General features: G+C 68.6%; 1 protein-coding gene. It reads right to left on the bottom strand.

All coding sequences use genetic code 11. The features are described from left to right. Window positions 1–9: 9 nt before the first annotated feature. On the bottom strand, window positions 10–14,640 hold the full coding sequence (locus FW796_RS30050) for an amino acid adenylation domain-containing protein (RefSeq protein WP_446440586.1): 14,631 nt from the start codon (window positions 14,638–14,640) through the stop codon (window positions 10–12). Between the last annotated feature and the right edge of the window lie 27 nt (window positions 14,641–14,667).

Raw genomic sequence — 14,667 nt, 5'->3', positions numbered from 1 at the left:
CATCCGGGTTCATGACACAGCCTCCCCCTGGGGCAGCGACTGCCCGTCGCGCCACCAGGCCGCCAGATGCTGGACGTTGGGGGCCTTGAGCAGGCTGAAATGGTTGCCCGGTCCCTGCCACAACCCCAGTTCCGTCACCTGCCGGCGCCAGCCCTGGACCATCGCCTCCTGCTCGCGCAGGTTGCCGGCGGCATCCAGGCGCGGATCGTCCGCCAGCACCAGGCGCACCGGTCCTCGGTAAGGGCGTTGCGGCTGGTAGCGGGTCCGCAGGGCGCTGGCGAAGGTTCGCGCCGGCCCCTGCATCGCCCGCGGATCGGCACGCTGGGACAGCAGGCCGACCCGGACCATGCCGGCATGCAGCAGGTGCATCTGCATGCCGTCGTCCTCGGCGGCAAACAGCTGCGGATCGATGCCCAGGCTCTGGCCGCAGGCCAGTTGCATGGACTCGATCAGCCGCAACAGCGCGGCCGTGCTGGTGTAGGGCCGCCCCACCACGCCGTTGCCTCCCGGGGCCTCGCTGTCGATCAGGGTCAGGGAGGCCACTTCGCGGCCTGCGGCCTGCAAAGCCCCGGCCATCTCGAAGGCGACCCAGCCGCCGAAGGAGTGGCCGATCAGGTGCAGCGGCCCATGAGCAAACTCCTGCTCGATGGCTTGCAGGTAGTAGCGCGCCGCCGCCTCCACCTGGGTGTGAGGCACGCCGTGGCCATCCAGGCCCCGAGCCTGCAGGCCGAAGATCGGCCAGTCAGGCCCCAGGGCTTCGGTCAGGCCAATAAAGCCGGTGACGCTGTCGCCGGCCCCCGGCACACAGAAGATCGGCGTCTGCCCGGAGCGCCCGCTCTGGATCCGCAGCAACGGCTGATGGGGCGTTGTCCCGGTGCCGGCAGCGACCCGGGCCTGCTCGATGGCCTGGCTCATGGCCTGGCCCAGCTCATGGATGTGCGGCGCCTTCATCATGCTCAGGTGATCCCCGGGCACGCTGATGCAGTGCAGACGTTTGCCCGGCAGCACCTCGCCCCAGCCCAGGGTCGGGCTGCGCCGGGACAGCTCGGTGGGCCGCTGGGCGGCGCAGAACAGGTGCACCGGCACGCCGATCGGGTGCAGGCGGTAATGGGCCAACGCATGGCCGTGGGCCACCTCGCGGTCCAGGTAATGCCCCAGCGTCTCGGGAGCCGCGCTTGCCAGTTGCTCGAACAGCAGGCCCTGTTCCCGGCAACGTTGCAGCAGGCCGGGGAAGTCCAGGCTGTGCAGTTCCTGGCGCAGCTGTTCGACGACGGCCAGCGGTTGCACTCCCGCCGCGCCCTGGGCGCTCCAGTAGGCGCTGCACTGCAACAGCAGGTGCTGCTTGCGGGCATCATTTGCGGACCAGCGCGCCTTGCCCTGGTCGGTCAGGCGTGGCACATAGCTGTCGATCAGGCCGAGGAACTCCACCTGCTGATCCTGCCCCAGCAACTGCTGGGCGATCTCATAGGCCAGCACCCCACCGAAGGACCAGCCCGCCAGGCGATACGGCCCTTCGGGCTGGACCCGACGCATGACCTCCAGCAAGCGTGTGGCCAGACACTCCAGGGTGCGCAACTGCGGCTGGCCAATGGCGATACCCGGCAGGCCGTAGATGGGGAAGTCCCCTTCCAGGTGCTGCCCCAGTGCCGGGAAGTAGGCGTCCAGGCCGGTGAACTCATGCACCAGGAACAGGGCCGGACCGCTGCCGCCGCTGCGCACCGTGACCCACTCGGGGTCCTGTTGCGGGGTCGCCGGGCGCGCCTCCAGCAAACGCGCCATGGCGGCCACGCTGGGGTGCTGGAACAACTGCGCCAGGCTCACTTCGAGCCCGGCCTGTTGCAGGCGGTTGATCAGTTGGATCGCCAGCAGCGAATGCCCGCCGTGTTCGAAGAAGTGCTCGTGGCGCCCTACTTGATCAAGTTTCAGCACCTGCGCCCAATGGGCCGCCAGGGTCTGCTCCAGGGGCGTTTGCGCCGCTTCAAAACACGCCGTGACCTGCGCCGCGGGCGTCGGTGCCGGCAGCGCATTGCGGTCCAGCTTGCCGTTGTTGGTCAGGGGCAGCGCCTCCAGACGCACATAGGCCTGGGGCACCATGTACTCCGGCAGTTGCTCCAGCAGGTGGTTGCGCAAGGCTTCGACGGCCGGCTCCGGCACCTGTGGCTGCACGCTGTAGTAGGCCACCAGACGCAAGTCCCCGGGCGCCTCCTCGCGCACCAGGACCACCCCATCGCGCAATCCGGGGAAGCTCGCCAGACGCGCTTCGATCTCCCCCGGTTCGATACGCAAACCACGGATCTTCACCTGCTGGTCGTTGCGCCCGAGGCATTCCAGCAGACCGTTCTCCTGCCAGCGCCCCAGGTCGCCGGTGCGGTACATCAGGGGTTCGGGCTCAGAGCTGAACGTTTCAGTGCTGAAGGGATCGGGGAGGAACTTCTCGGCGCTCAGCTCAGGCCGATTCAAGTAGCCCTTGGCCACGCCCTGGCCGCCGATGTAGATCTCTCCCACCACGCCGATGGGCAGCGGCTGGCCCTGGGCATCGAGGATGTAGACGCTGGTGTTGGACAGCGGCCGGCCGATGGGCACGCTGTCGGCGTCGGCCGCCAGGGCCTCGGGCTCATGGGTCACCGCGAAGGTGGTGGTTTCCGTCGGTCCGTAGCCATTCACCAGACGCAGGCCGGGCACCTCGGCCTGCATCCGCCGGAAGGCCACCGGGTCGGCCCGCTCACCGCCGCACAGGAGCATGCGCAGGCCACTGAACGCCTGGGGCATCAGCTGCACGTACTGGTTGAACAGGCTGGTGGTGAGAAACAGCAGCGTGACTCCGCAGGCCTTCAGCAACCCGGCGAAGGCCTCGGGGTCCAGCAGCGTCTGGTGGTCCACCACCACGACCCGGCCGCCGTTGAGCAAGGGCCCCCAGACGTCCATGGTGCTGGCGTCGAAGGCCGGGTTGGAGGCAAAGGCCACCCGGTCCCCGGGGTTGAAATCGGCGTAGCCGTTGTTGATCACCAACCGAGTGATGGCCCGGTGCGGCACCAGCACGCCCTTGGGCACGCCCGTGGAGCCGGAGGTGTACATGATGTAGGCCACCGCCTCGGAGGACTGGGCCAGGGCCGGGTTGTGCCCCGGCAAGCGGTCCAGGCGCAGGCGATCCAGCTCCACCCGCAGCAGCTGCGCCCCCAGCTGTGGGTCACCCGGCGGCGCCACCTCGGGGGCCACCGCCGCGTGCGCAAGCAGCACCCTGGCGCCGCTGTCCTGGAGCATGAACACCTGGCGTTCGGCGGGGGCGTTGATGTCCAGCGGCACATAGGCCGCGCCGCACTTGCTGGCCGCCAACTGCGCCAGCAAAAGGTCCAGGGAGCGTGGCAACAGCAGCGCCACCCTGTCCCCCGGCTGGACCCCGAGCCCCAGCAAGTGATGGGCCAGCTGATTGGCCCGGGTATTGAGCCGGGCATAACTCAGCACTTGCTCGCCATGGACCGCCGCCACCTGCTGGGGATGGGCCAGCACCTGTTCCTCGAAGCGCTGGTCCAGGGTCTGCCGGCGTGGATAGTCGCGGACGGTGGCGTTGAAGTTCACCAGCACCTGCTGACGCTCGGCAGCCGGCAGCACCGGCACTTGGCCGATGGCCAGATCGGGCGTCTGCTCCAGGGCCTGCAGCAGGTTTTCCAGGGCCTCGTGCAGGTAGTTGCAAATGCGCCGGGCATCGATGCCCGCCACCACGGCGGTGAGCATGAAGCCATCCCCCAGGTCGTCGATGCTCAGGGTCAGGGGGTAGTTGCTGCGCTCCTGGGCATTAAGCAACTGCACGCCCTCCCAGGCAGCGCCGGCTTGCCCGGACAGGCCGGCCGACGGCGCGCTGTGACGGTAGTTGAGCAGGCTGCTGAACAGCGGCGTACCCGCCTCCACTGCGCTGCAACGCTGCACCAGGGCCAGGGGCGCCTGTTCATGGCCCAGCAGTTGCGCCAGGCGTTCATGGGTGGCCAGCAGCGCATTGCGCACCGGCAGGTCCCCCAGGTCCACCCGCAACGGCAAGGTGTTGATGAACACCCCCAGGGCCCGTTCGGCGCCCTCGCCGCCCTGCATCCGTCCCAGCAGCACGGTGCCGAATACCACCTGCTGCTGGTTCGCCAGGCAGCCCAGGACCCGGCCCCAGGCCAGGTGCATCAGGCTCGCCGCGCTGACCCCCAACTGCCGCGCCTGCAAGCGCAGGCGCCGGCTCAACAGGCGGTCCAGGGGTTGGCGCGCCTCGCTGAGCGGCGCGCTGGCGCCCTGCACTTCCTGCAAGCCCAGGGGCAGGGTCGGTTGCTGGATATCACCGAGCATCTCGCGGAAGAAGGCTTCATGTTCCGCTTCGCCGATACCCAGTCGGGCCTGGGCCACGTAGTTGCGATAGGGCACGGCGTCACCCAGCCGCTGCTGCTGACCGAGGAGGAAGGCCTGCAGTTCATGCTGCAGCACCTCAAGCGCCACGTGATCCATCACCAGGTGATGGAACAGCAACAGCGCCACCAGCCGCTGGTTGACCGGGTCCCGGGCGTAGACCAGGCGCAACAGCGGCGCCCGGGCAATGTCCAGGCGATAGTGCGTGCTGTGAAAGCGCGCCTGCAACTGACCGAGGATGTCGCCCTGACCCGGGTCGAGGACGATTTCCTCACCCTCCAGGGGCGCCTGGCGCCAGACCACTTGCAGCGGCTCGTCCAGCCCTTCCCAGAGCACCGCGCTGCGCAGGATGTCGTTGCGTTCGATCACCCCCTGCAAGGCCCGGGCAAAGGTTTGCAGGCGTGGCACCGTGTCGAAGGCAAACTGCGCCTGCAACACATAGGGGTCGCCCTGGCCGGCGGCCAGATGGTGAAACAGGATGCCGGCCTGCAACGGCGCCAGGGGGTAGATGTCCTGGACGTTGGCGGTGCCGCCGGGAACCGTGGCCACCACCCGATCGATGGCCGCCTGATCCAGCGTCAGCAACGGCAGCAGCTCAGGGGTGATGCGCGGGCAGTCGCGGTAGATCAGGTTGGCCGGCACCTGCACTTCACGGCCACGGCCCACGGCGGCGGCCAGGGCCGCCAGGGTCGGCTGGCCAAACAGCACCCGCACATCGGCCGAGAGCCCGGCCCGGCGCATGCGGCCGATCAGGCTCACCGCCAGCAGTGAGTGGCCGCCCAGTTCGAAGAAATGATCGTGACGCCCCACCCGCTCGACATTGAGCAACTCGGCCCAGAGCCCGGCCAGGAGGATTTCCACTTCGCCCACCGGCGCCTCGTACTCGCGCACGCTGGCCGCCTCCAGCCCCGGAACCGGCAGGTCCTTGCGCGCCAGCTTGCCGTTGGGGCTCAAGGGCAGCGCCTCCAGGTGCACGAACAGCGCCGGCACCATGTAGTCCGGCAGGTGCTCCAACAGCGCCTGACGCAACTGCTCCACGGCCAGGGCCGGGTGCCCGGCGGCGCAGGTGTAGTAGGCCACCAGGCGCAGATCCCCGGGCACGTCCTCCCGGGCCAGGACCACCGCTTCCTTGACCCCGTCCAGCTGGGTCAGGCGGGCCTGGATTTCCCCCAGTTCGATGCGCAGGCCACGGATCTTCACCTGATCGTCGTTGCGCCCCAGGTACTCGAGAGTGCCGTCGGCCCGGTAACGGCCCAGGTCGCCGGTGCGGTAAATGCGCGCGCCGGGCGCATCGCTGAACGGGTCCTTGAGGAAGCGCTCGGCGGTCAGCTCATCTCGATTGAGGTATCCCCGGGCCACCTGTACCCCACCGATGTACAACTCGCCCACCACCCCCAGGGGCACCGGTTGCATCTGCCCGTCCAGCAGGTACATCCGGGTGTTGGCGATGGGCTTGCCGATCGGGGTGTTGTCCGGGGTCTCGGCCAACGGTCCGGCGCAATCCCAGGCGGTGACGTCCACCGCCGCTTCGGTGGGGCCATAGAGGTTGTACAGGGCGACCTGCGGCAACTGCTGCTTGAAGCGCCGTACCAGGCTGCCCGGCAAGGCCTCGCCGCTGCACATCACCTGGCGCAGGCCGCTGCAGTCCCGGGTATCGCCATAGGCCAGGAACACATCGAGCATCGACGGCACGAAATGCACGGTGCTGATGCCTTCGTCGCGGATCACCTGGCGCAGGTAGGCCGGGTCCTTGTGCCCTTCGGGCCGGGCCATCACCAACCGTGCACCGGTGAACAGCGGCCAGAAGAATTCCCAGACCGAAACGTCGAAGCTGAAAGGGGTCTTTTGCAGCACCACGTCGGCGGCCGTCAGGCCGTACTGCTCCTGCATCCACAGCAGGCGGTTGACCACCGCCCGGTGCTCGTTCATCGCGCCCTTGGGCTGGCCGGTGGAGCCTGAGGTGTAGATCACATAAGCCAGGTGCCCCGGGGTCAGCCCGTTGACCCGGGGATTGACCCGGGGCTGGCGCTCCCAGAGTGGCTGGTCCAGGTCTACCAAGGGCACTGTCGGGCTGCCCGGCAGCTCCCGGGTGGCGCCCTGGACCAGCAGCGCCTGGGGCGCGCTGTCCTGGAGCATGTAGGCGATGCGTTCTGCGGGGTACGCCGGGTCGATGGGCACATAGGCGCCGCCGGCCTTGAGGATCGCCAGCAGGCCGACGACCATTTCCAGGCCGCGCTCGACACAGATCGCCACCCGACTGTCCGGGCCCACGCCCAGGTGCAGCAGGTGCCCGGCCAACTGGTTGGCCCGCTGGTTGAGCTGGCGATAGCTCAAGCGCTGTTCACCGGCCTGCACCGCCAGTGCTTCGGGGCTGCGCAGTACCTGGGCCTCGAACAAGCCGTGCAGGGTCTGCTCCAGGGGGTAGTCCCGGGCGGTGGCGTTGAAGCCGTGCAGCAGTTGCCGGCGTTCGCCGGCATCCAGCAGCGGCACCTGCTCCAGCAGCGTCTGGTCGTCCGCCACCATGGCCTGCAACACCCGCTGCAGGTAACCGACATAACGCCTCATGGTCGACTCATCGAACAGCGCCGTGGCGTACTCCAGGCTGCCTTCGATCCGGTCCTGCACCTCCCCCAGGCTCAGGGACAGGTCGAACTTGGCGAAGTGGCTGGCCTCGTGAATGGCTTCCAGGCGCAGGTCCCCCAGCACCAGTTGCGGCCCGTCGCCGTTCTGCCAGGTCAGCAGGGTCTGGAACAACGGACTGTGGGACAGGCTGCGCACAGGACGCAGGACTTCCACCACCTGCTCGAACGGCAGGTGCTGATGGGCCTGGGCTTCCAGGGTCCGGGCCTTGACCTGGGCCAGCAAGGCCTCCACTCGCGGCGCGGCCCCCAGGTCCAGGCGCAGGGCCAGGGTGTTGACGAACAGGCCGATCAGCCCTTCGACCTCGGCGCGCATGCGGTTGGCCACCGGGGTGCCGATCACCACTTCGGCCTGCCCGGACAGCCGCCCCAACAGCAGCCCCCAGGCCGCCATGAGGGTCATGTACAAGGTGGTGCCATGGCGCTGGCTCAAGGCCCGCAGCCCGGCCGTCAAGGCAGCATCGAGGCGCACTTCGACGCTGCTGCCGGCGTAATCCTGCTGGGCTGGCCGCGGCCGGTCGCCGGGCAGCATCAGCAAGGGCGGCGCGCCCTCCAGGGCCTGGCGCCAGTACTGCGCCTGTTGCTCCAGCACCGCGCCGCTGAGCCAGCGCCGCTGCCAGTGGGCGAAGTCGCTGTATTGCACCGCCAGCGGCGGCAGCGGATCGGGCAGACCGCGGCTGAAGGCGGCGTACAGCGCCACCAGCTCCCGGGTCAGCACGCCCATGGACCAGCCATCGCTGACGATATGGTGCAGGGTCAGCAGCAACACGTGATGATCGTCCGCCAGGCTGATCAGGCGACCGCGGATCAGCGGCCCGCGCTGCAGGTCGAAGGGCGCCGAGGCCTCCCCTTGCACCAGAGCCTGCAAGGCTTCGTCGGCCTGTGGATGACCCCGCAGGTTCTCCAGCAGCAGGCCCAGCCCCGCCTCCACGGGTGCGATCAGCACCTCGGCCTCGTCGCCGTACTGGGCAAATCGGCTGCGCAGGGTTTCATGGCGCGCGACGATACGCTCCAGAGCCCGTTGCAGGGCATCGCCGTCCAGCTGCCCGCGCAAGCGCAGGCCAATGGGAATGTTGTAGGCGGTATTGGCCCCCTCCATCTGCGCCAGGAACCACAGACGCTGCTGGGCGAAGGACAAGGGCAACGGCTGATTGCGCGGTGTCGGCAACAGGTCCGGCAGGCTGCTGCGCTCGGCCCGTTCCAGGGCCTGGGCCACGGCGCTGAGCTGGGCATTGGCGAACAGCTCGGCCAGGGCCAGCTCCACCCCCAGGCGTTGGCGCACCTGGGACAGCATGCGCATGGCCAGCAGCGAATGCCCTCCCAGTTCGAAGAAGTGATCGTGACGTCCGACCTGCTGTACTTGCAGCAGCTCGCTCCAGATCTGCGCCAGGGCGATCTCACTGGCGCCCTGGGGGGCCACGTAGTCCCGGGTCAGCAGTGCATCGAGCTCGGGCCGGGGCAGCGCCCGCCGATCCAGCTTGCCGTTGGCGGTCAAAGGCAGCGCCTCCAGGCCCACGTAGGCCAGCGGCACCATGTACTCGGGCAAGTGCCCGAGCAATTGGCTGCGCAACGCCGCCGGGGTCACGGTGACGGCCCCGGTCGCGGTGAAATAGGCCACCAGGCGGATCTGCCCCGGTCGATCCTCCCGGGCCAGCACCACCGCTTCCTTGATCCCGGGCAACCGGTTGAGGCAGGTCTCGATCTCCCCCAGCTCGATGCGCACGCCACGGATCTTCACCTGATCATCGTTACGGCCCAGGTACTCGATGCGTCCGTCCGCCCGCCAGCGAGCCAGGTCGCCGCTGCGGTACATGCGTGCCCCGGGCCGGTCACTGAAGGGGTCCTGGAGAAAACGTTCGGCCGTCAGCTCGTCGCGATTGAGGTAACCCCGGGCCACCCCGGCGCCCCCCACATAGAGTTCACCGGCCACACCGATGGGCACCGGCCGCTGCAACTCATCGAGCAGGTAGATCCGCGCGTTGGCGATGGGCCGGCCAATGTCCAGGGAACCGCCGGCTTGCATCAGCCCGGAGGTCGCCACCACCGTGGCTTCGGTGGGGCCGTAGTTGTTGATCACGGCGAAACTCTGCGGCTGGTTGAACTGCCGCAGACGGTCGCCACCGATCAACAGGGTGCGCAGCGTCGGATGCCCGAGCGGCTGACTGAAGGCGTATTCCGCCACGGGAGTGGGCAGGAAGCTCAGGTCCAGGGGCTGGGCTCGCCACCACTGCAGGAGCTGGTCGAGGTCCTGGTGGCCGATGCTGGCCGGCGGCAGGTGCAGGGTGGCGCCGCCGCACAGGGTCGGCCAGAACTCCCAGGCCATGGCATCGAAGCTCAGGCCGGCAACACAGGAAGCATGGCGCCCCGGTCCCAGGTCGAACGCCTGGCAGTGCCAGTCCACGAGGTTTTCCAGGGTGCCGTGTTCCACCATCACCCCCTTGGGCAATCCGGTGGAGCCGGAGGTGTAGATCACATAGGCCAGATGTTCGCTGCACAGCCCGGGCACTAGGGGATTGGCCAGGGGCTGCTGGTGCCAGTCCGGCTGCTGCAGATCGATCACGGCAACCGGTGGATCGCCCACCTGGGCGCGGGTGTCTTCCTGCACCAGCACGGCCAGGGGCGCGCTGTCCTGCAGCAGGTAGGCGATACGCTCCGGCGGATGGCTCGGATCGATGGGCACATAGGCGCCACCGGCCTTGACGATCGCCAGCAGACCGACGGCCAGCTCCAGGCCCCGCGGAACACAGATCGCGACCCGGGTATCCGGGCCCACACCCAGCCCGCGCAGATGGTGGGCCAGTTGATTGGCCCGGGCATTCAACTGGCTGTAGCTCAGGCGCAGCTCCCCGGCCTGCACCGCCGTGGCATCGGGTTGCCGGCCGGCACGAGCCTCGAAGCGCTGGTGCAGGGTCATGCCTTTGGGGTAGTCCTGCGTACTGGCGTTGAAGGCCTCCAGAACTTGCCGGCGTTCGCCGTCCTCCAGCAGTTGCACCTGGGCCAGAGGCTGTTGCTCATCCACCACCATGGCCTGCAGTACCTGCACCAGGTAGCCGACATAGCGCTGCACGGTCGCTGCATCGAACAAGGCGCTGGCGTAGTCCAGGGAACCACGGATCTGCCCCTGGCTTTCTCCCAGGCTCAGGGTCAGGTCGAACTTGGCCACCTGACTGGCCCCGGCCACGCCTTCGAGTTTCAGCTCACCGAGCACCAGGTCCTGGGCGAAATCGTCGACCCAGGTCAGCACCACCTGGAACAGCGGGCTGTGGGACAGGCTGCGCTGGGGCCGGACGATCTCCACCACTTGTTCGAAGGGCAGGTCCTGATGGGCCTGGGCCTCGAAACTGCGGGCGCGGACCTGGGCCAGCAAGGCGGCAACGCTCTGCCCGGCATCCAGGTCCAGGCGCAGGGCCAGGGTGTTGACGAACAGGCCGATCAGCCCTTCCACCTCGGCGCGCATGCGGTTGGCCACGGGAATGCCGATCACCAGATCGGTCTGTCCCGAGAGGCGCCCCAACAGCAAGCCCCAGGCCGCCAGCAAGGTCGTGTACAGGGTGCAGCCATGGCGCTGGCTGAGGCGCTTGAGTTGGGCGCTCAGCGGCCCGTCGAGGAGAATCTCGACGCTGCCCCCGCTGAAGTCCTGTTGCTGCGGCCGTGGCCGGTCGCAGGGCAGCATCAGCAAGGTCGGGGCATCGGCCAGGGTCTGGCGCCAGTAGTCGCCCTGCTGTTGCAAGACCTCGCCACTGAGCCAGCGGCGCTGCCACAGGGCAAAGTCGCTGTACTGCACCGCCAGGGGCGGCAATGGGTCCGGGCGGCCCTGGCTGAAGGCTTCGTAAAGGGCCACCAGCTCCCGGGTCAGCACCCCCATGGACCAGCCGTCGGCGACGATGTGGTGCAAGGTCAGCAGCAGCACATGATGATCGTCCGCCAGGGCCAGCAAGCGCCCGCGGATCACCGGCCCGTGCTCCAGGTCGAAGGCCTGGGCCGCCTCGACCCGAACCCGCTCGGTCAGGTTCCGGGGTGTGTCCCGCAGGTCTTCGAACCCCAGTTCCAGGGCCTCTTCGATGGAGCCGATCAGCACCTGGGGTTGGTCTTCGCAGCGGACAAAACGGCTGCGCAAGGTGGCGTGCCGAGCGACGATGGCCTGCAGCGCCTGTTGCAGCGCCGGGCGATCCAGGCGGCCGCGCAGGCCCAGGCCGATGGGGATGTTGTAGGCACTGCCGGCGCCGTCCATCTGCGCCAGGAACCACAGGCGTTGCTGGGCAAAGGACAGTGGCAGGTCATGGTCCTGGGACGCCGGGAAGATCTCCGGCAACTGGCTGCGTCCGGCCCGGTCCAGCACCGCCGCCACCGCGCAGAGCTCGGCATTGGCGAACAGCTCGCCCAGGGCCAGCTCCACCCCCAGGCGCTGACGTACCTGGGACACCATGCGCATGGCCAGCAGGGAGTGGCCGCCCAGTTCGAAAAAGTGATCGTGGCGCCCGACTCGCGGCAGGTGCAGCACCTCTTTCCAGATATCCGCCAGGGTGGTTTCAGTGGGCCCCCGGGGCGCCTGGTACTCGCGGCTGAACAAGGCCGCCTGATCCGGCGCTGGCAGCGCCTTGCGGTCCAGCTTGCCGTTGGCGGTCAGGGGCAAGGCGTCAAGCTGCACATAGGCCATCGGCACCATGTAGTCCGGCAGTTGCGCCAGCAAGTGAGCCCGCAGATCCGCCACCGACAGCGCCGCAGAACCCTCGTGCACAGTGAAATAGGCCACCAGCCGCGGGTTGCCCGGCTGGTCTTCGCGGACCAGCACCACCGCTTCCTTGATCCCGGGGAACGGGTTGAGGCGGCTCTCGATTTCCCCCAGCTCGATGCGCACGCCACGGATTTTCACCTGGTCGTCGTTGCGTCCCAGGTACTCGATACGCCCGTCCGCCAGCCAGCGGGCCAGGTCGCCGCTGCGGTACATGCGCGCGCCGGGCTGGTCGCTGAAGGGATCGGGGAGAAAGCGCTCGGCTGTCAGTTCGTCGCGATTGAGGTAACCCCGAGCCACCCCGGCGCCCCCCACATAGAGCTCGCCTGCCACGCCGATGGGCACCGGGCGCTGCTGTTGGTCCAGCAGGTAGATCCGTGCGTTGGCCACGGGCCGGCCGATGTCCAGGGAACCGCCCGCGGCTATCGGGCCGGACGTTGCCACCACCGTGGCTTCGGTGGGGCCGTAGTTGTTGATCAGGGCAAAACGCTGCTGATGGCTGAACTGGCGCAGACGGTCACCGCCGATCAACAGGGTGCGCAGGGTCGGGTGTTGCAGTTCCTGGCTGAAGGCGTACTCGGCCACCGGGGTCGGCAGGAAGCTCACCTCCAGGGGCTGGGAACGCCACCAGGCGAGCAAGCCATCCACGTCCTCGCTGCCGTCATGGGCCGGCGCCAGGTGCAGGGTGGCGCCGACGCACAGGGCCGGCCAGACCTCCCAGGCCATGGCGTCGAAGCCGAACCCGGCGAGGCTCGAGGTGTGGCTGCCGGCGTGCAGGTCGAAGGCCTGGCAGTGCCAGTCCACCAGATTGCACAGGGTCTGGTGTTCCACCATCACCCCCTTGGGCAGGCCGGTGGAGCCGGAGGTGTAGATCACATAGGCCAGATGGGCCGGGGTCAGCCCCGCCACCTCGAGATTGTCCTGGTCCTGGTCCTGCCAGAGACGCGGGTCGAGCTCGATCACCGGCACCGCCAGCGGCGGCAGGCGCCCCAGCAGATCGGCCTGGGTCAGTACCGCCCGCGGGCCGCTGTCTTGCAGCAGGTAGCCCAGGCGCTCGACGGGATGGGCCGGATCGATCGGTACATAGCAGGCCCCGGACTTGAGGATGGCCAGCAAGCCCACCAGGGTCTCCAGGCCGCGCCGGGCGACGATGGCCACCCGATCGTCGGGCTGCACGCCCAGCCCGCGCAGTTGCCGGGCCAGCCCGTTGGCTTGCCGGTTGAGCTCGGCGTAACTTAAGGCCCGGCCCTGGTGCCAGGCGGCCACCGCCTCGGGGGTGCGGGCCGCCTGGGCCTGGATGCGCCCATGGACGGTCTGGCCCCGGGGGTAATCCACGGTGCTCTGGTTGAAGCCCTCCAGCAGTTGCTGACGCTGGGCCAGGGACAGGATCGGCAGTTGCTCCAGGGCCAGCCGGGGCGTCTGTTCCAGGGCCTGGGCCAGGTGCTCCAGGGTGCACAGCAGGTAGTCGAGGATAGGTCGCGGATCGACCTGGGTGCTGGCCAGCAAAGTCAGGCCGAAGCCTGTGCCGAGGTCGTCGACACTCAGGGTCAGGGGGTAATTGGTGCGCTCCTCGGAGTGCAGGGTGCTGATCCCGGCCCAGGCGGCCTGGGCCTCGGTACTGACGGCGGCGCCGCTGTGGCGGTAGTTGAGCAAGGCACTGAACAGCGGGGTTGGCGCGCTCACGCCGCTGCAGCGCTGGGCCAGGGCCAGGGCCGCATGTTCATGGCGCAGCAAGGTAGTCAGCCGCGCATGGGTGGCCTTGAGGGCCTCATCCAGAGGCCGTTCGTCCACATCCAGGCGAAACGGCAAGGTGTTGATGAAGATCCCCAGGGCCCGGTCGGTGGCCTCGGCACCCTGCATGCGCCCCATCAGTACCGTGCCGAACACCACCTTGCGCTTGCCCGCCAGGGTCGCCAGCACCCGGCCCCAGGCCAAGTGGAACAGGCTCGCGGCGCTGACCCCGGCCTGCCGCGCCCGGGCCCGCAAGTGCTGGCTCAACGACTCCGGCAGGGCCAGGCTGGCTTCCTCGATGGCCCGCCCATCGCCCTGCACATCCTGCAGGCCGAACGCCAGGGTCGGCTCGTCGATATCGCCGAGCATCTGCCGGAAGAACGCCTCGTGCTCCTCTTGCGCGGTGCCCAGCCGGGCCTGGGCCACGTAGTTGCGAAACGGCAGGGCCGGCCCCAGGCGCTCGCCCTGCCCCATGAGCAATGCCTGCATTTCGTGGCGCACCACATCCAGGGCGCTGTGGTCCAAGGCCATGTGATGGAACAGCAGCATGGCGACAATGCGCTGCCCGGCGTCGTCCCAGGCATGCACCAGACGCAGCATCGGCGCCTGGCTGATGTCCAGGCGAAAGTGGCGGGCGTCGAAACGGCCATGCAACTGGGCCATGACATCGCCAGCACCCGGGTCGGTTTCGACCTCCTGGAGAACCAGCCCGGCCTCGCGCCAGACCACCTGCATCGGCTGCTCCAGGCCATCCCAGAGCACTGCGGTGCGCAGGATATCGTGGCGCGCAATGACCCCGCGCAAGGCCTCGGCAAAAGCCTCCAGGCGCTCGCGGCTGGCGAAGGCAAACTGCGCCTGCATGACATAGGGATCGCCCTGCACGGCACTGACATGGTGATAGAGAATCCCCTCCTGCAGCGGTGCCAGGGGGTAGATGTCCTGCACATTGCCGACCCCGCCCGGCACCGTGGCGACAATGCGCTCGATGGCCTCCTGGCTGAGGTCGGCCAGGGGCAGCAGGTCCGGGGTGATGTGGCGGGTCGCCGGCGTGATGCCGTTGGCCGGCACCTCGACCTGCCCGGCCTTGGTCGCCGAGTATTTCCCGGCCCTGATCAGCTCGATCAGTTGCGGCTTGTATTCCCGCAGCCGGGCCAGCAGGGCCGGTTCGCTCAAGGCCTGCTTGTT

Source organism: Pseudomonas sp. 910_21, assembly GCF_052850735.1.
The sequence above is the reverse complement of the archived record's forward strand: the minus strand, read 5'-3'. Positions and strand labels throughout refer to the sequence as shown.